This is a genomic window from Sanguibacter biliveldensis, assembly GCF_033798665.1.
Taxonomy (GTDB): domain Bacteria; phylum Actinomycetota; class Actinomycetes; order Actinomycetales; family Cellulomonadaceae; genus Sanguibacter; species Sanguibacter inulinus.
In genome coordinates, this window is sequence record NZ_CP138359.1 from 4,297,025 (window position 1) to 4,315,796 (window position 18,772).

Annotated in this window: 16 protein-coding genes; 8 read left to right on the forward strand and 8 right to left on the reverse strand. The window is 68.8% G+C overall.

Annotation, left to right across the window (positions count from 1 at the left end):
• Positions 1-37 precede the first annotated feature (37 nt).
• The 8 genes from SANBI_RS18700 (at position 38) to SANBI_RS18735 (ending at position 10,512) form a co-directional block, all read left to right on the forward strand.
• Entirely contained in the window at positions 38-658 is a 621-nt protein-coding gene (locus SANBI_RS18700; protein WP_319157742.1) for an NUDIX hydrolase, read from the forward strand.
• Positions 646-2,787, forward strand: a complete 2,142-nt coding sequence (locus SANBI_RS18705; protein ID WP_319157744.1) for a DUF6049 family protein — start codon at positions 646-648, stop codon at positions 2,785-2,787. The genes SANBI_RS18700 and SANBI_RS18705 overlap by 13 nt, the downstream gene beginning before the upstream one ends.
• A complete protein-coding gene (gene murJ, locus SANBI_RS18710; protein ID WP_319157746.1) occupies positions 2,784-4,478 on the forward strand; it encodes a murein biosynthesis integral membrane protein MurJ in 1,695 nt (564 codons plus the stop codon). Before SANBI_RS18705 ends, murJ begins: the two co-directional genes overlap by 4 nt.
• A gap of 71 nt (positions 4,479-4,549) precedes the next feature.
• Positions 4,550-6,484, forward strand: coding sequence for a protein kinase family protein (locus tag SANBI_RS18715; RefSeq protein WP_319157748.1), 1,935 nt, complete (start codon positions 4,550-4,552; stop codon positions 6,482-6,484).
• Between the two features lie 172 nt (positions 6,485-6,656).
• The gene (gene trxB, locus SANBI_RS18720; RefSeq protein WP_319157750.1) at positions 6,657-7,658 is read left to right on the forward strand and encodes a thioredoxin-disulfide reductase; all 1,002 of its coding nucleotides are present in this window, start codon (positions 6,657-6,659) and stop codon (positions 7,656-7,658) included.
• On the forward strand, positions 7,655-7,996 hold the full coding sequence (gene trxA, locus SANBI_RS18725; RefSeq protein WP_319157752.1) for a thioredoxin: 342 nt from the start codon (positions 7,655-7,657) through the stop codon (positions 7,994-7,996). Before trxB ends, trxA begins: the two co-directional genes overlap by 4 nt.
• Positions 7,997-8,245: 249 nt before the next feature.
• Positions 8,246-9,556, forward strand: coding sequence for an aminotransferase-like domain-containing protein (locus tag SANBI_RS18730; protein ID WP_319157754.1), 1,311 nt, complete (start codon positions 8,246-8,248; stop codon positions 9,554-9,556).
• Complete coding sequence (locus SANBI_RS18735; RefSeq protein WP_319157756.1) at positions 9,553-10,512, forward strand: D-alanine--D-alanine ligase family protein; 960 nt, start codon at positions 9,553-9,555, stop codon at positions 10,510-10,512. The genes SANBI_RS18730 and SANBI_RS18735 overlap by 4 nt, the downstream gene beginning before the upstream one ends.
• Before the next feature lie 320 nt (positions 10,513-10,832).
• Here SANBI_RS18735 and SANBI_RS18740 read toward each other — a convergent pair whose 3' ends face one another.
• From SANBI_RS18740 to rpmH, 8 genes are all read right to left on the reverse strand, one after another.
• The gene (locus tag SANBI_RS18740) at positions 10,833-12,002 is read right to left on the reverse strand and encodes a ParB/RepB/Spo0J family partition protein (RefSeq protein ID WP_319157758.1); all 1,170 of its coding nucleotides are present in this window, start codon (positions 12,000-12,002) and stop codon (positions 10,833-10,835) included.
• Positions 12,003-12,168: 166 nt separating this feature from the next.
• Entirely contained in the window at positions 12,169-13,086 is a 918-nt protein-coding gene (locus SANBI_RS18745) for a ParA family protein (protein ID WP_319157760.1), read from the reverse strand.
• Positions 13,087-14,887: 1,801 nt separating this feature from the next.
• Positions 14,888-15,520, reverse strand: coding sequence for a 16S rRNA (guanine(527)-N(7))-methyltransferase RsmG (gene rsmG, locus SANBI_RS18750; RefSeq protein ID WP_319157762.1), 633 nt, complete (start codon positions 15,518-15,520; stop codon positions 14,888-14,890).
• A gap of 128 nt (positions 15,521-15,648) precedes the next feature.
• A complete protein-coding gene (locus tag SANBI_RS18755) occupies positions 15,649-16,182 on the reverse strand; it encodes a Jag family protein (RefSeq protein WP_408669726.1) in 534 nt (177 codons plus the stop codon).
• Positions 16,183-16,234: 52 nt separating this feature from the next.
• Positions 16,235-17,323: a membrane protein insertase YidC gene (gene yidC, locus SANBI_RS18760; protein WP_319157765.1), complete on the reverse strand. Its 1,089-nt coding sequence runs from the start codon at positions 17,321-17,323 to the stop codon at positions 16,235-16,237.
• A gap of 123 nt (positions 17,324-17,446) precedes the next feature.
• Positions 17,447-17,758 (reverse strand): membrane protein insertion efficiency factor YidD, encoded by a 312-nt coding sequence (gene yidD, locus SANBI_RS18765; RefSeq protein WP_319157766.1) that lies wholly within the window; start codon positions 17,756-17,758, stop codon positions 17,447-17,449.
• Positions 17,755-18,114, reverse strand: a complete 360-nt coding sequence (rnpA, locus tag SANBI_RS18770) for a ribonuclease P protein component (protein ID WP_056134614.1) — start codon at positions 18,112-18,114, stop codon at positions 17,755-17,757. The genes yidD and rnpA overlap by 4 nt, the downstream gene beginning before the upstream one ends.
• A gap of 5 nt (positions 18,115-18,119) precedes the next feature.
• Positions 18,120-18,257, reverse strand: coding sequence for a 50S ribosomal protein L34 (gene rpmH / locus SANBI_RS18775; RefSeq protein ID WP_159808264.1), 138 nt, complete (start codon positions 18,255-18,257; stop codon positions 18,120-18,122).
• Between the last annotated feature and the right edge of the window lie 515 nt (positions 18,258-18,772).

Below are 18,772 nucleotides of genomic sequence, written 5' to 3' on the forward strand. Positions count from 1 at the left end.
ACATCAAAGCCTGCCAGACAAAGATAAAGTGGCCGACATGTCCAGCGCAGCGCACTCCGAGGGCCGCTCTCCGGTCCCCGCGCCGCCGGGAGGCCATCCTCTGCGGATCGACCCGCAGGCAGCCAGGCGAGCGGGGTCATCTGGCGCGCCCTCGTCCTACGGCTCCTCCGACCTTCCGGTCGTCGAGGAGACGTCAGCGGGCGGTCTCGTGGTCGCCGAGATCGACGGTCACCTGCACGCTGCGGTCATCGCGCGCCGCAACCGCGCCGGCCGCCTGGAGTGGTGCCTGCCCAAGGGTCACCTCGAAGGGGTCGAGACAGCCGAAGAGGCCGCGATCCGCGAGATCACCGAGGAGACAGGGATCGTCGGGACGATCCACCGCCGGCTCGGTGTGATCGACTACTGGTTCACCGGTGACGACCGCCGGGTGCACAAGGTGGTCCACCACTTCCTGCTCGAGGCCGTCGGCGGGTACCTGACGGTCGAGGGCGACCCGGACTCCGAGGCAGAAGACGTCGCCTGGGTGGCCTTCACAGCCCTCCCGACGACCCTCAGCTACCCCAACGAGCGCCGGCTCGCCGCCGCAGCCTTCGAGATCCTGCAGGACCCACAGCGCCGCTGGACCGCACCGCCCGACGCTCCGTCATGGCAGCCCTAGACGTCAGGGCGCGGGGCACGCAGACGCGCGCGGCGCGAGCCGCCGGACTCCTCCTCGCCGCGCTCCTGCTCGTGTGCCTGGTCGCCGGACTCGCCGCACCCTCGTCGGCTACGGCTCTCGCTGCCGTGGCGACGCCAGACACGTCCACCCCCACCTCGGTCCGGCTCGTCTCGATGAACCCCGAGGTCGTCCGTCCCGGTGACACGCTCACAGTCCGCGCCGAGGTCACGAACACCACGACCGAGACCCTCGTCCAGCCCGTGGCGACCTTGAGCGTGTCGAAGTACCGCTTCCTCACCCGCGAGCGCCTGACCGCCTGGACCGACCTCACGCTGTCGGACGCCTTCGGGACGGTCCTCGAGTCGGTCGAGGTCCCGGCCGACCTCGCTCCGGGAGACTCGGCGATGGTCGACTTCTCGGTCGAGGCCGACTCGATGGGGCTGCTCACCAGCCTCGACGGCTGGGGTCCGCGTGGCATGGCCGTGACGCTCGCCGGCGACGGGACGACCCCTGCCTCCCTCGACCCCGTCGGCGCGCTGCGCACCTTCGTCCTGTGGTTCCCGGTCGAGGACACCGAGGTGACCCCCGTCGACGTGAGCGTCCTGGTCCCCGTGGTCGGGCCTGCGGTCGACCCTCTCGACCCTACGGCGGCAGAAGCCTCCTTGGCGGCCGTGTCCTCGGCCGACGGTCGGCTGTCCAAGGTGCTCGAGAGCACCGAGGACCTCGCCGACGTCGGCTGGGCCGTCGACCCGTCCCTGGTCCGGGAGCAGACTCCTGCAGAAGAGGGCGACGCCTCCGCCACAGCGGGCACCTCCTCCCCGGGGCCCTCCGGCAGGATCGTCGACGGGGCTGCAGACCGCGAGGTCTTCGCTCTGCCTGCGGACGACCAGGACGTCGTGGCCCTCGCCGCCGCCGGCCTCCCGGTCCCGTCGTCACCGACCCTCTCGGGCGACTCCGCCACCTGGCGCACGGACCTGTCGTGGCCCGCAGAAGACACCCCTGACGCACGGACGCTGTCGGCCGTCGCCGCCGCCGGGGCCAGCACCGTGGTCGCTGCACCGGGCTCGTTGCCCCCGTCGGCGACGCTCAGCTACACACCGAGCAGCCGCGCCTCGGTCTCGACGTCCTCCGGCGAGATCACCGCCCTCGTGCCCGACGGCCCGCTCAGCGCCCAGCTGACCTCGGCCCAGACCGGGACCGCCGTCTCAGCCCGTCAACGGATGCTCGCCGAGCTCGCGATCGTCTCCCGAGAGCGGCCCGCCGAAGGCCGCCACCTCCTGCTGACAGCCCCTCGTGACTGGGCGCCCGACCCGTCTGTCGCGCGTGCCCAGCTCGAGTCCCTCGGGTCGACACCCTGGACCCGGCTGCGACCGGTGTCGACGCTCATCGGCGCCGAGGACTCCGACGTGGCGCGGACGGCGCCTGCCGAGTCCGCCGTGCCCGAGGGTGCGATCACCCGAGACCAGCTCTCGACGGTCGACAGGGCAGTCGCCGACCTGCGGTCCTTCGCCCAGGTCGTCCCCGACCCGGCCAGCCTCGTCGCCCCCGTGGACGAGGCCGCGCGAGCGGTGACCTCGGTCTCCTGGCGGACCGACCCGGCCGGTCGCAGCACGGCGGTCGCCGGGATGGTGGCAGAGGTCGACAGGATCGAGGCCTCCGTCTCCGTCGTGACGGCCAAGAACTTCAACATCATCAGCACAGGGAGCCAGATCCCCGTGCAGGTGGTCAACGACCTCGACCAGCCGGTGACGCTGCGGGTCTCGCTCGACCCAGACGACCCCCGGCTCGTCGCCGAGACGACAGATCCTGTGACGATCGGACCAGGCCAAGAGGTCCGCGAGCAGGTCCCGGTGCGTGCCGTCGGCAGCGGCGACGTCCGCGTGACCGCCCAGGTACTCGCGCTCGACGGGACCGTGCTCGGCAGCGCCGAGCCCTTCGAGGTCAGGGTCCGCGCCGACTGGGAGAACATGGGCACAGCCGTCGTCGCCGGTCTCCTGGTGCTGCTGCTCGGCGGTGGCATCTGGCGTACCGTCCATCGTGGACGCTCGGACCGCCGGGTGTCCGCGGACGCCGTCGGGCTCGTCGAGCCCGCAGACGACGCACAGCACGCCGAAGGACACGACCGATGACCCTGCCTGCCACCTCGACCTCGTCGGTGGGCCGCAGCTCGATCGTCATGGCGTCGGGCACGGCCGTCTCGCGCGGTCTCGGGCTCGTCCGCAACATCCTCCTGGTGGCCGTCGTCGGCGGTGCCACAGGCCCGATCGCCGACGCCTTCGACATCGCCAACAAGATCCCGAACATCCTCTTCGCGGTCATCGCCGGAGGCATGCTCAACGCGGTGATCGTGCCGCAGGTGGTCCGGGCCTACAGGTCGCCCGACGGCCAGGAGTACCTCGACAAGCTGCTCACCCTCGCCGGGTCGGTGCTGCTGGTCATCACGGTCGTCTGCACGCTCGGTGCGAGCGTCGCGGTCGCGCTCTACACGGACTCCAGCTGGACACCCGCGCAGGTGGCGCTGGCCGTGTCCTTCGCGTTCTGGTGCATCCCACAGCTGTTCTTCTACGGCATGTACACGCTGCTCGGCCAGGTGCTCAACGCGCGCGGGCAGTTCGGCCCGTTCATGTGGGCGCCTGTCGTCAACAACATCATCTCGATCGTCGGGCTGTCGGTCTTCCTGCTCGTCTTCGGCCGGGTGCTGCTCGTGGACCCCAGCACCGGGACCCACCTGCCGACCGACGTGGTCGTCGCGTCGTGGTCCACGGCGCAGGTCACCGTCCTCGGTGCTGTCACCACCCTCGGTGTCGTCGGACAGGCGCTCATCCTCGTCGTGCCGCTCTGGCGGTCCGGCTTCAGGTACCGCCCGCGCTTCGGGTTCCGGGGCGCCGGGCTGGGCTCGGTCGGCCGCGTCGGCCTGTGGACCTTCGCGGCGGTCCTGCTCGACCAGGTCGCCGTGCTCGTCACCGCGAACATCACCTCGGGGGCGCCGCAGGCGGCGTCTGCTGGCATCGCCGACGCCGCGGTGGCCGGCCCGGGTGCGTACTCGCAGGCGCTGATGATCTACCTGCTGCCGCACTCCCTCATCACCGTGTCGATCGCCACGGCCCTCTTCACGGGCATGAGCGCGGCGGCCGCCGGGGGCGACGTCGCGAAGGTCCGCGAGATCGTCTCTCGGGGCATGCGGGTCATCGGCGTGTTCACGGTCTTCGCGACGGCAGTGTTCCTCGTGCTGTCACGGCCGATCGTCAAGATCATCGTGCCGACCCTCAACGCCGACTCGCTGTCCGCCGTCGGCAACGTCCTCGCGGCGATGTCCCTCGGTCTCGCTCCCCTCGGGGCGATGGTCCTCATGAAGTGGGTCTACTTCGCCTTCGAGGACGGACGCACGGTCTTCCTCATCCAGATCCCGGTGACCATCGTGCTGGTCGTCGGCGCTGGCGCCGTCTGGCTCTTCGCGCCCGGGCAGTGGTGGGCCGTCGGCGCCGCGCTCGCGATGTCGGCGTCCAACCTCTGCGCCGTGCTGCTGCGGGTACGTGGCATGCGCGACAGGCTCGAAGGGCTCGACCTCGCACGCATCGTGCGCCTGCACGTGCAGCTCGTCGTGTCTGCCCTGATCGCGGCTCTGCTCGGCTGGCTCGTCCTGCACGTGTGGGGCTTCGCACCGGGCGACTCGTGGCTCCGCGCGGTGGGCGTGACGGTCCTCGTCCTGACCACCATGACGTCGGTGTACGTCCTCGCCCTGCGCATCATGGGGGTCTCGGAGCTGAAGAGCCTGGCTGCACCGTTCCGCCGCTTCGTCCCCCGCCGATTCTCCACATGAGCCACGTACGATGGTGCGCGGCAGGCGTCGGTCCCGGCGCGCGCAGATGACGACTGACGGGAGTCCGTGGGGTGGCTGACCTGCAAGGTGGCGAGCTCGTCGTCGCCCGCTACCGGCTCGACGCACGCGCCCCGAGCGACCTCGTGGGCATCGAGGCCTGGGACGCGACGGACCAGATCCTCGACCGTCCCGTCCGTCTGAGCATCATCACCTCCCCCGACGCTCCCCTCACGCTCGACGCGGCCCGCCGCGCAGCCCTCGTCTCCGACGAGCACGTCACCCGCGTGATCGACGTCCTCCACGACGCGACCCGCAGCATCGTCGTCACCGAGCCGTACGTGGGCTCGACCCTCGCCGACCTCGTCGAGGCCAAGCCGCTGTCCCCGCACGCAGCCCGCGCTGTCATCGGCGCCGCTGCCACAGCCCTCGAGGCTGCGCGCCGCCGAGGCGTCCACCACGGAGCGCTGCGTCCCTCGGCGATCCGCGTGCACCAGGGCAGGGTCCGGGTCACCGGCCTCGGGATCGACGGCGACCTCGTGCACGGCGAGGCGCGGCTCGACGGTGACACTGCCTCGCGCGCCGACACCGTGGCGCTCGTCGCGCTCCTGCACTACGCCCTGACAGGTGACCTCCCCCGCGTCGCGCACGACGTCGAGGCGCTCGACCCCGGGGTTGCCGGTCCGGCCCGCCTGCAGGCCCCCGGGGCTCCTCTGGTCCCGCCCCGCGACGTCGACCAGGCTGTCCCGCGCGACCTCGACACCCTCTGCTCGGTCACGCTCGGCGACCACGACGACGGACCGGTGACTCCTGGGCAGCTCGTCTCCGAGCTCGCGCCCTGGGACTCGGAGCACGTCCCGGTGACCGGCGAGGTCCCCGTCGCCATCCAACCGATCGAACCCCCGGCGACCCGCGAGGTCACCCGGCAGTCTGTCCGTACCCTCGCGGCGGGTGGGGCCTCTCGCGGGGCTGCCAGGCCTGGCACCCCGCCGCCCGCGGGCCCGGTCCGCCGTCCCTCGACCGGACGCATCCCCAGGGTCGCCCCTGCGGCGGCAGCTGCCGGTGCGACGTCGCTGACCCTCGGGCACGCAGCGGCACCGACGGCTCCGGCCGCGACGGCGGGCACCGCTGGCGCTGCGGGCACCACGGGGCCGACGACGACCAAGCAGGCGCCCGTCTCTCCTGCCGCCGCGCCGACAGCGACGCAGCCCCTCGCCACCCAGCCTGTGACCACCCAGCCTGCTGCGGCACCTGCCGCGATGCTGTCCGAGCCTGGCCCTTCCGGCCGTCGCCCGGACGGCCCAGGAACGACCACGGCGCGCCCCGCAGACGACGGCGCGCGCCCTCAGACGACGAAAAGCGGCAGACGATTGCGCCTGAACCCGACTCCTTACGTGCTCGCCCTCATGCTCGTGCTCGTCGTGGGTGCAGGCGTCGTCGCGAAGAACACGCTGTTCTCCGGCTTCGAACCCGCCGTGGTCGAGGCGAGCCAGACCCCGACCGAGGAAGCCCCTGCGGACGCTGACCCTGCGGCCGAGCCGCCGGCTGAGGAAGCCCCCGCTGAAGCGCCCCCGGCACCGGCCGTCCCCGTGATCTCGGGGGGCCAGGTCGTCACGAACCCCGGCGACGTGGACTACAACGAGAACGCCGGCCTCGCGATCGACGACGACGTCACGACGGCCTGGTACTCCCTCGAGTACAAGACCTCGAACTTCGGCGGCCTCGACAGGCTCCTCGCCTACGCGATCACCCTCGAGCAGCCCGCGACGGTCTCGACGGTCTACCTGTCGACGCAGAACACCGGCGGCAACGTCGAGATCCGCGCGACAGACGCCGCGAACCCGCGGGGCGGCGAGGTCCTCGCCTCAGGGCCCCTCAACGGCGAGACCACCATGACGCTGTCCGCCCCTGTCGAGACGCAGAACCTCGTGATCCTCTTCACGGACCTGCCGACGGCGACGTCCGACGGCAAGTTCCGCGCCCACATCTACGACATCAGCCTCTCCTGAGGCCCCACGGAGCCATCTCCGTGGCCTTCGGGTCCGAACCACTCCTGCACCGCCGCACGGGAACAAGCCCGTGCAGACCGGTGTTCTCGTCCTAGCAACCGCGACACCGCCGGGCACGAGCAGCACAGCCCCACGCCCGTCGCACAGACACACCGACCGAAGGACACGACCAGTGACCGCACAGACCACCCCCACGCACGAGCTCATCATCGTCGGGTCCGGTCCGGCCGGGTACACCGCTGCCGTCTACGCGGCGCGCGCAGGGCTGGCCCCGCTGGTCCTCGCCGGGTCGGTGACCGCCGGTGGCGCCCTGATGAACACGACCGAGGTCGAGAACTTCCCGGGCTTCGTCGACGGCATCATGGGACCCGAGCTCATGGAGAACATGCAGAAGCAGGCCGAGCGCTTCGGCGCGCAGATCGAGTGGGACGACGCCGTGTCGCTCGAGCTCGACGGTCCCGTCAAGGTCGTCACCACGGGTGGCGGCGAGGTCTTCTCGGCCCGCGCGGTCATCCTCGCGACAGGCTCCGCCTACCGCCAGCTCGGCCTCGAGGACGAGACACGCCTGTCCGGTCGCGGTGTCTCGTGGTGCGCGACCTGCGACGGGTTCTTCTTCCGCGACCAGGAGATCGTCGTCGTCGGCGGCGGTGACTCCGCTGTCGAAGAGGCCACCTTCCTCACCCGCTTCGCCTCGAAGGTCACGATGGTGCACCGTCGCGACACGCTCCGTGCCTCGAAGATCATGGCCGAGCGCGCAGCCGCCGACCCGAAGATCGAGTTCGCCTGGAACTCAGAGGTCGTCGCGATCCACGGCGCCGACAAGGTCGAGGGCGTTCGCCTGCGCGACACCCTCACCGGTGAAGAACGCGACGTCGCGGCCGGCGGGCTCTTCGTCGCGATCGGCCACGACCCGCGCACCGAGCTCGTCAAGGGCCAGGTCACGCTCGACGACGAGGGATACATCGAGGTCCAGGGGCGCTCGACACGCACCAACCTCGAGGGTGTCTTCGCCTGCGGCGACGCCGTCGACCACACCTACCGCCAGGCGATCACCGCTGCAGGCTCTGGCTGTGCCGCGGCTCTCGACGCCCAGCACTACCTCGCTGACCTCGTCGGGGCGCAGGACTCCCCGACCGAGCTCGTCGAGGCCGTCGAAGCACTGGAGGCGATGTGAGCACCGCGACCCCGGTCCACGCGACCGACGAGACCTTCAAGAGCGTCGTCCTCGAGTCCGACGTCCCCGTCCTGGTGGACTTCTGGGCCGAGTGGTGCGGGCCGTGCCGTCTGGTGGCGCCCGTTCTCGAGGAGATCGCCGCTGACTACGCGGGACGACTGACGATCGCGAAGGTCGACACCGAGGAGAACCCGCAGGTGACCGCCGCCTACGGAGTCGTGTCGATCCCGCTGCTGAACATCTACCACCAGGGCGAGCTCGTCAGGTCCATCGTCGGCGCGCGCCCCAAGAAGGCTCTCGTCGAGGAGATCGACGCGGTCCTCGCCGAGATCGGCTGACCGAGGCTCGATCCGGCTCCCGGTGCGGTCCACGGATCTGACCGAGCAGCACGCAGAGGCCGCGAGTGGGGTCCCTGGTACTTGCCAGGGACCCCGCCTGCGTCTGGTGGCGTACGACCTGCGTCTCGTGGCGCATGGACTGCGTCTCGTGGCGACCCGTCTGCGGCACGCGGCGACCCGCCGACAGCGGCACCGTCCGTCTGGTGTTCCTTCACGAGATCCTCTGAGTCGTCGTGGGAGACTGACGAGGTGACGCCTCCGACTCCCTCGACACCAGGCACCCGGCTCGACCCGTGGTTCGGTGCGTACGCGATGCGTGCGCACAACATGCGGGCCTCCGAGGTGCGAGCCCTCTTCGCCGTGGTGAACCGTCCCGAGGTCGTCTCGCTGGCCGGTGGGATGCCCTACCTCGAAGGTCTCCCGCTCGAGAGCATCGCCGCCAGCATGGAGCGCCTCATCGCGACGCACGGCACCACCGCGCTCCAGTACGGCTCCGGCCAGGGGCACGAGGCGCTGCGCGAGCAGATCCTCGAGGTGATGAAGCTCGAGGGCATCGACGCGCACCCTGACGACGTCGTCGTCACCACGGGGTCGCAGCAGGCCCTGGACCTCGTGACGCGCATCTTCATCGACCCGGGCGACGTCATCGTCGCCGAGGCACCGAGCTACGTCGGTGCGCTGGGGGTGTTCCGCTCCTACCAGGCCGACGTCGTGCACGTCCCGCTCGACGAGCACGGGCTGATCCCCGAGGCGCTCGAGGAGACGCTCACATCCCTCGCCGCGCAGGGGCGCCGGGTCAAGCTGCTCTACACGATCCCGAACTTCCACAACCCCGCCGGCGTCACCCTGAGCCTCGAGCGGCGGCCGCGGATCCTCGAGATCGCGCGGCGCCACGGCGTCCTCGTGGTCGAGGACAACCCGTACGGGCTGCTCGGCTTCGGCTCCGAGCCTCTCGAGGCCATGCGCGCCACCGACGGTGACGGTGTGCTCTACCTCGGTTCCTTCTCCAAGACCTTCGCTCCCGGGTTCCGGGTCGGCTGGGTCGTGGCGCCTCACGCCGTCCGCGAGAAGCTCGTCCTGGCGTCCGAGTCGGCGATCCTGTGCCCGTCCAACGCCTCGCAGATGGCCATCTCGACCTATCTCGAGACCAGCGACTGGAAGGCCCAGATCAAGGCCTTCCAGGTGCTCTACAGGGAACGTCGAGACGCGATGGTGGGTGCGCTGGCCGAGCACATGCCCGACGCGTCCTGGACCGTGCCGGACGGTGGCTTCTACACGTGGGTCAGGCTCCCCGAGGGCCTGGACTCCAAGTCCATGCTCCCGCGCGCTGTCACCGGTCGCGTCGCCTACGTCCCGGGGACGGCCTTCTTCGCCGACGGCACCGGCGGGGACCACATGCGGCTCTCCTACTGCTTCCCGACGCCCGACCGCATCCGCGAAGGGGTCCGGCGCCTCGCCTCTGTCGTCAACGCCGAGCGGGAGCTCGTCGAGATCTTCGGCACGACAGCCCACCTCGACGACGTGACAGACACCGACAACCCAGGACCGGACCTCGTATGACTCACTCTCCCCGCGTCCTCGTGCTGGCCGGTGGCCTCTCGCACGAGCGCGACGTGTCCCTGCGCTCTGGCCGGCGTGTCGCCGAGGCCCTCAGGTCGGCCAACGTCGACGTCTCGGTGCACGACGTGGACGCAGACCTGCTCCCCGCGCTCTCGCAGACCCGGCCCGACGTCGTCTGGCCCCTGCTGCACGGGGCGAGCGGTGAAGACGGCTCCATCCGTGACGTCCTCGACCTGCTCGACGTCCCCTACGTGGGCACTGGTCCGCGGGCCTCGCGGATCGCGTGGAGCAAGCCCGTCGCGAAGTCTGTCGTGGCGCGTGCAGGCCTCGACACACCTGACTACGTGACCCTCCCCCAGAGCCTCTTCCGCGAGCTCGGAGCGCAGGCCGTCATGGCGGCCGTGGTCGACAAGCTCGGGCTGCCTCTCGTGGTGAAGCCGTCACGCGGTGGTTCTGCGCTCGGTGTCAGCCTGGTGCGATCGGCGACCGACCTTCCTCAGGCGATGGTGAGCTGCTTCGCCTACGGGGACGTGGCGCTCATCGAGCGCGCCGTCGAGGGCATCGAGGTGGCTGCGTCGGTCGTCGAGACGTCTGAGGGCCTGCGCGCTCTGCCTGCCGTCGAGATCGTCACCGAAGGGCCCTACGACTACGACGCCCGCTACAACCCTGGGCGCACAGAGTACTTCGCGCCGGCACGACTCACGTCGGCGCAGGCCGAGGCCGTCGGTGCGACGGCGATCGCTGCCCACGAGGCTCTCGGGCTCCGGCACATCTCCAGGACGGACCTCATCCTGCAGCCTGACGGGACCATCCAGTTCCTCGAGGTCAACGTCGCACCGGGGATGACCGAGACGTCGCTGCTCCCGCAGGCCGTCGTCGCGAGCGGGTGGGCCCTGCCGGCGCTCTACAGGTCGGTCGTCGAGAACGCACTGCCCGCGCCCGCATCCGTCGTCTGACTTCTGACATCCAGGTACCGGGTTCCGCCGGGTTCCGGGTTCCGGTCCGGGGCTCTGGGCTGTGCTCCCAGCAGCCGGGTCTGGGCTCCCAGGTCTGGGCTCCCAGGTCTGGGCTCCCAGGTCCTGGCTCCTGGCTCTCGGCTCTCGGCTCTCGGCTCTCGGCTCTCGGCTCTCGGCTCTCGGCTCTCGGCAGATCATCGATGACGAGTCTGCGTGCGGGAGTGCGACGAAGGGGACGGACCCAGCGGTCCGTCCCCTTCGTCGTACAGGGCGCTGAGGTGCGCCTCTACCTCTGCGGTGTCGCTCGGACGTCCTTCTGCTCAGACGTCCTTCTGGAAGAGCCCCGGCTCTTCGGGTGCCATGACGTTGAGGATGCGGTTCAGGTCGTCGACGGTCGCGAACTCGACGGTGACCTTCCCCTTGGTCTTGCCGAGGTCCACTTTCACCCGCGTCTCGAAGCGGTCTGAGAGCCTGCTGGCGAGGTCGTCGATCGCCTGGACCCTGGTACCAGCCCGAGGACGCTGAACCGGCTTGGCAGGCGCCTCGTCGCCTCCGAGGGCGACGATCTCCTCGGTCGCGCGGACCGAGAGTCCCTCGGCCACGATGCGTTGCGCCAGGCGCTCGATCTGAGCACCGTCGGCGAGTCCGAGGAGCGCCCGGGCGTGGCCGGCAGAGAGCACCCCGGCGGCGACGCGTCGCTGCACGAGAGGAGGCAGCCTCAGCAGCCGGAGGGTGTTCGAGATCTGCGGCCGTGACCTGGAGATCCGCACCGCGAGCTCTTCGTGAGTGCAGCCGAAGTCGTCCAGGAGCTGACGATAGGCAGCGGCCTCTTCGAGAGGGTTGAGCGCCGACCTGTGGAGGTTCTCTAGCAGTGCGTCGCGCAGCAGGTCGCCGTCTTCGGTCTCTCTGATGATCGCCGGGATGGCCCCGAGCCCAGCTTCCTGGGTGGCACGCCACCGTCGCTCGCCCATGATGAGCTCGTACTTGTCCGGCTCGGAGGTCGGACGAACGACGATCGGCTGGAGCACTCCGATCTCGCGGATCGAGCCCACCAGCTCGGCCAGGTCTGCCTCGTCGAAGACCGTGCGGGGCTGACGAGCGTTGGGACGGATCGACTCGACTGGGAGATGCGCGAAGGTCGCACCCGGGACCGGCACGAGAGACGACTCCGGCTCGGCGCCGGTCGCAGCGAGATACGTTTCACGTGAAACAGCGTCGATCTGGACGGTCCCACGATCGCGCGCGGGTGCACCAGAGCTGACTGAGGGCATTGACGATCGCTGCCCACCGCTCGCGGTCTTCTTGGTGTCGCGGGGTGCGCGGAGCTTCGCCACGACTGCTGCGGAATCGGCGATAGCAGTCGTGTTCGGCACCTCCCCCTCGACGGGCTGCTTCGGGGGGAAGAACACGTCGACGGGACGTTCGAGATCTGGAGCCGTCGGGATCAGGGCGCCGAGCCCTCGACCCAGCCCACGTCGCTTCTCACTCACAGGTGATCCTCTCGAAGATGCATGCCAGAAGCTGAAGACCGGCCTCCAGCGGTGGTCGTCACGGGGCGGGCCGCATCCCTGTGCCACACGTCGACGTCGGTCGCGCCGCCACTCCCCTGGGCCGCCGATCGACGGGGCTCGGTCTCGACCTGCAGATGATGAACACTCATGCAGCGGCCTCGCGTTCGGTGAGCTCGCGTGCAGCCTCGCGGTAGGCGAGGGCACCTGTCGAGCTGGGCTCGTAGGAGATCACCGTCTGACCGTGACTCGGAGCCTCAGACACCCTGACCGAACGCGGGATGGACGTCGCGAGGGTCTCTGTGCCGAAGTGTTCTCGCACCTCGGACGCCACCTGAGTGGCCAGGTTTGTGCGTGCGTCGAACATCGTCAGCAAGATCGTCGATACGTGCAGATCGGGATTGAGGTGCGCCTGGATGAGCTTGATGGTCTTGAGCAGCTGGCTCAGACCTTCCAGGGCGTAGTACTCGCACTGGATCGGGATCAGCACCTCACGGCCTGTGACGAAGGCGTTGAGCGTGAGCAGACCAAGGCTCGGCGGGCAGTCGACCAAGACGTAGTCGATGCGCGACAACCCCTGCTCCTCCCGCTCGGCCAGGTAGGTGTCGACAGCACGGCGGAGTCGAGTTTCACGTGAAACGAGCGAGACCAGCTCGATCTCAGCACCTGAGAGGTCGATGGTCGCAGGAACAACCAGAAGATTCGGGAATTCCGGGCACGCCTGAACAGTCTCAGCGATCGACAGCCCTTCCACCAGCACTTCGTACACCGACGGAACACCGGACCTGTGGTCGATACCCAGAGCCGTGGAGGCATTCCCCTGCGGGTCGTTGTCGATGACCAGGACGTTGAGACCGCCCTGGGCAAGGCTCGCGGCCAGGTTCACGGTAGTCGTCGTCTTGCCGACTCCGCCCTTCTGATTCGCGACTGTCATGATGCGCGTCTTCGCGGGCTTTCGGAACTGCCTGCCCTCGAGCGACATGCGGCGTCGAGTATCCACGAGAAGCTGTGCGGCGAGCGGGGTGGACTCGTCCTCAGCGGGGAAGGAGGTGAGCAGCTCACTCATACGGTCGTCCGAGCGCGGTGTTTCACGTGAATCACGGCTTCCCTCGATGCTGCTGGATCCGGGCTCAAGTCCTCGGGATGGGCTTCCAGGTGCCACGGACACTCGATCTTCCTCCACACAGACGCACACGCCCGGGCAACTCAGATCAATCCGTGAGCCTCCGGGCCTTCTCACCCCAAGACTACTGCGTGCCACCCACGCTGGGACCATCCGCGCCGCACGTTGACTAGAGCTGCTATCGCGCTGCCGCTGCGACTAGACACGCCTGCTATCAGCGGTAGACACTCGCCCCGTTCCACGTGGAACATCGGCAGCGGAGCCGCGGCCCCTCGTTCTCGGATTCACGTGAAACCATCCTGGCCGACGACACCAGTCTCTCAAAAGTCACGGAGTCCCGTGCGTCCGCCGCTTCTTGCCCACAGAGAGAAGTGCGTCGGGTCGGCCCGCTCCCCGCTCCCCGCTCCCCGCTCCCCGCTCCCCGCTCCCCGCTCCCCGCTCCCCGCTCCCCGCTCCCCGCTCCCCGACGATGCTCGTTCACATGCATCGAGATGCAGCATTGCCGTGTCGCAGACTCTTCAACCTCTTCACGAGTCAGAGGGATGAGCCCGTGGTGCGGCGAGACATGCGTTTCGCCGTCACACATCGAATAGACAGGCGCGCACGACGAGCCGGCTCTTCTCATCCACGAAGCCGTCACAGACCGTCGTGGCCCAACGGTGTCTCGGATCTCCCGCGTCAGTCCTCGACGACATGGCACTAACCCGGCATGGACTCGACCCGGCAGCTTCCGTACTCTCGCACCGCGCTGCCCACACGCCCACTCCGTTTCACGTGGAACACGCCTCACGACGGTCTAACCACACCGCCAGCGTTCTAGTCGGCAACAGGCCCTAACGGTCCTCCAGCTGACCGGCCAGGGACGGGCTGCCACCAGGTCCACCTCGCCCCCTCCCCTGCCACCGAGGGCTGAACTGCTACGGCTCCACTCCAGGTGGCCTCGCGCTCCCGGAACCCCATGAGCGAGGAACAGCCACTCCCGGCACACAGATCCGGCCGAGATCATGGAGGGGAGCTTGAGGAAGCCCAGGCGGTGAATGACGCCCTTGACAGCGCAACGCAGTGACGATGAAGACCCGTGGGGTGAACACGTGGCATCTGTGCACACCCTGGCCACACCACCGAGCTGCGGCGGCGCGGTACCGCAGGCAGATCAGCAGATCGACATCTCCGAACTCCCATGCCCGGAATCCCGGCGCGCGTGAGCGTGAGCTCCCGAGGAATGGCACCCGGGTCGCCCCGATCTGGATCCGTCCAGGCTAGAGACGACTGAGCCGCCGCGTCTATCAGGTCATGCGGCCACCAACATCGCCGACGTCACCGACGAGCATCGGAGGTGGACGGGGACTGCGTCCACGGCTCGATGTCCCGAGTCTGGCTGTCACTCACCACCTGGTCGACCGGGACGCCTCCCGCCACCTCGCTCCCGACTGAGATATGAGCGAAACCGGCCATCGGTCCCCAGGACTGCCACCGAGGGCACCTCGGCATGCTCCACAGTCTGACGAGCCGGCAGCCCGGGCCGACCGCGACCGTCTGACGGTGTCACATCACGGGGTCATCTTCTGCACTAACCACACATACCGGCCTTGCTGACAAGCTTCAGGAGCTCAGAGAGCATCGCTCGGGCGTCCATGAATCGTAGCGACGGACCGGAGGATCGCTCTCACAGAAGCGGATCGTCGCTGATCGGCCGCTGATCACGCCGTCGACCAGGGCCCCCGGCCGTCGGCAGCTGCGTGTGCTACTTCTTGCCGCGCGTCGAGCGGAGGACCGTCGTCCCCTCGGCACCGTCGATCGTGTGTGCCTGGAGGATCTCCGGCGGGCTCATCTTGAACTTCTTCAGCACCTTGCGCGCGGGCTCGATCTCGGCCTCGACATTGCGGCCCTTGAGGATGATGAGCTCTCCCCCGTGCCGCAGCAGCGGCAGCGACCAGCGGGCCAGCTTGTCGAGGGCGGCCACGGCCCGTGCCGTCACGACGTCGGCCTCGAAAGCGTCGTGGAACTCCTCGGCTCGTCCGCGCTTCACCTCGACGTTGGTCAGCCCCAGCGTCTCGGTCATCTCGTTCAGCCAGGTGCAGCGACGCTCCATCGGCTCGATGAGGACCACCTCGGCCTCGGGGCGCATCGCCGCGATCACGAGTCCCGGCAAACCAGCGCCGGAGCCGATGTCCACGATCGTGCCGGTCTGCGGGAGGTACTGGACCACAGCGGCGGAGTTGAGGATGTGGCGGTCCCAGATCCGACCGATCTCTCGCGGTCCGATCAGACCGCGGAGCTCACCCTGGACGCTGAGCTCGTGCGCAAAACGATCGACCGCAGGGAAGGCGTCACCGAAGTACTCGGAGAGCGTCGCCCGCTCGTAGTTCTCGTCCATCGTCTTCTCGTCCGTCCTGTGGTGCTCGGTCTGCTGGCGCCGTCCGGCCGCCTCGCAGAGAGACTCCACATCTCAGGCGGTCACCCGAGATGTGGAGCCTGTCGTTCTGTGTGGTCGATATCGGGGAGCTACTGCTGCTGCTCGGCCGGTCCGACCTCGATGTACCGCTGCGGCTCGATGCCGTACGACTCGCTGACCAAGCCAGCCGCGGTCACCACGTCGTGGACGACCTTGCGCTCGAAGGCGTTCATCGGGTCGAGCGCAACCTTCTCACCCGAGGCCTTCACCTGCTCGATCGTCTCGTCGGCGAGGACCGTGAGCTCCGCGCGGCGCTCCGCCCGGTACCCCGCGACGTCGAGCATCAGCCGGCTCCGCTCCCCCGTCTTGGTCTGGACCGCGAGGCGCGTGAGCTCCTGCAGTGAGTCGAGCACCTCCCCGTTGCGGCCGACGAGGTGCCTCAGCGACTCCTGGTCGTCGGCGACGACCTCGACGGCAGCACGGCCATGGTCGACGTCGATGTCGATGTCACCGTCGAGGTCCGCGATGTCCAGCAGCTCTTCGAGGTAGTCGGCAGCGACCTCGCCCTCTTCTTCGAGGAGCGTCGTCTTCGTGCGAACCTCAGGTTCGACAGCGGGTGTCTCTGCAGTCACGGGATTCTCCATTCACGTCCGAGGACCTGTCCGTCGGGGACAGGGACAGTCTGCTGCAGCGCGGTCAGCGCTTCTTGCGCTTCTTGCTCTGCGGCTGCTGACGCTGGGTGCTGGCGGGCTTGGTGGACACCTCGGGTGCCACCGCCTCGGGTGCTGCTGGCGAGGCCTCTGCGCCTGCGGCAGCTGACGACGTGACGTCCTGCGTCGCCGTGACAGGACGCGTCTTCTGACGGTCCTTGCGCTTGGGCTGCTGGCGCTGTCCACGCGGCTGCTCGATGACCGTGGGCTTGTCTTCCTCGATCACGATGCCCTTGCGGGCGGCCTTGCGAGCCTTGCGCTCGTTGAGCATGCGCTCGGCCTCGGAACCCGGGGCGGGCATCTTGCGGATCGTGTAGAACTGCTGCCCCATCGACCACAGGTTGGTGGTCGTCCAGTAGATGAGGACACCGACGGGGAAGTTGACGCCCGAGACACCCATGATCACGGGGAGCATGTAGAGCATGATCTTCTGCGTCTGCATCATCGGGCCCTCGAGGGCCGCCTTCGGCATGTTCTTCATCGTCAGCTGACGCTGGGTGAGGAACTGTGTCGCCGCCATCGAGACGATGAGGACGCCCGCGACGATCTTCGTGTTCACCGTCGTCGGCTCGTGGAGGAACGTGAACGACAGCGGGGCACCGAAGAGCGCGGACGACTCCGCAGCCTTGGCAACGACCTGGTCGATCGGCCCGATCGCGTCCTTGGAGCCGTCCGCGATGCCCGCAAGACTGTTGAGCACCCGGAAGAGCGCGAAGAACACCGGCGCCTGGAGCAGCACCGGGAGGCAGGAGGCGAAGGGGTTGGTGCCGTGCTTCTTGTACAGCGCCATGGTCTCGCGGCTCATGGCCTCGCGGGACGCGGGGTCCTTCTTGTTCTTGTACTTCTTCTGGATCGCCTGGAGCTCAGGCTGCACCATCTGCATGCCGCGCGAGGCGCGGATCTGCTTGAAGAACAACGGGATCATGATCGTCCTGATGACGATGACCAGACCCACGATCGACAGGATCCAGGCCACGCCCGCGCCGTCGGGGAGCCCGACGAAGACGAAGAGCTTGTGGCACAGGAACATGATCCAGGCGACAACCCACTCGAGGGGGTAGAGGATCTGCATCATGCCACCCGCTCGTTCGAGCAGCGGATCGTCGTGAACTCCATGGCTGTGGCTCCTAGTGGACAAGCGTCGTGCATGAGTCGTCGGCAGGATCGGCGACGAAGATCTGTGGCGGCCGGTGGCCTGTCAGTGGTCATGGACCGCACCGGGCCCTGTACCTGGAACGTCGTCGACGCCCCCGGAGTTCCACGGGTTGCACCGCAAGACCCTCCACACAGCCAGCCCGGTGCCACGCACCGGACCGTGCGTCTCGATCGCGATCACCGCGTAGCTCGAGCAGGACGGGTAGAAGCGGCACCTGGGCGGCGACAGCGGAGAGATGAAGCGCTGGTACAGACCGACGGCCCCGAGCAGGAGCCGGGCGAGAAGACCGCGGCGCCGCGGTCCTGCTACCGGCGGCTCGACCGGAGAGTGGTCTGGTCGCTCTGCGGAGGTCACGAGGACGCTCTGGTCAGCCTCGACAACGACCTGCCGAGGCAGGCGTCGAGGTCGGTGCCGAGCCTGGCAAAGTCAGCGTCAGCCGATGCCGGCAGAGCGCGCACCACGACCAGGCTGCCCGGAGGGAGCGTCGACATGCGCGTCGCCACCAGCGCCCGCAGGCGACGCTTCACCCTGTTGCGGACGACGGCGTTCCCCACGGCCTTAGATACAACAAAACCGACCGACGGCGCGTCGCTGCCTGCGCCCGAGGGCGAGACGTGGACGACCATGGTCGATTTTCCTGTGCGCACACCGCCGCGCACCGCCCGGCTGAAGTCGCCGGGACGGCGCATGCGATGCGCCGCGGGAAGCACCGAGCTCAGGCAGAGAGCTCGGAACGGCCCTTGCGGCGACGAGCTGCGAGGATCGCGCGACCCGCACGGGTGCGCATGCGCAGCCGGAAGCCGTGGGTCTTCGCACGACGCCGGTTGTTCGGCTGGAAGGTCCGCTTGGTCACGAGGTACTCCAAAACACGTTGGGGAAGCGCATCCTCGGTGGACACGCGGAACGCCACTTCGGATGTCGTGCATGACGTCCCCGGAAGGATCTGGGGGCATGCGGAAGCGACGGAACTGGCTGTCAAACGGTACGTGGTCCGGCTACCACAGGTCAAACCCGCGGGTGGGCACCCTGCTGGGCGCGTCGGAGCCGCGCTCCCGCGGGGTGCGGCGGAGGTCCCGGTGCACCGGATCGTCCACAGGTGTGGACAGGCTGCGTCCACCTGTGGAAGCTGCTCAGCTCCCGTGCGACCCGGTCACGCCGGGAGCGGGTCATCCACAGGCTAGACCCCCGGGATACCAACGTCTCGAACAACCGTACCGATAACCCACAGGCTGTGGAAAACTATGTGGACAGCGCTCGGGCATGCGAGACTGCTGATCCAGTTCTCCACCGGCGGGACGCCTCTGCAGAGCTCGGCACTCGGGAAGACGACACTCCTCCCCGGGACATCGTGACCAACAGGAAGACCAC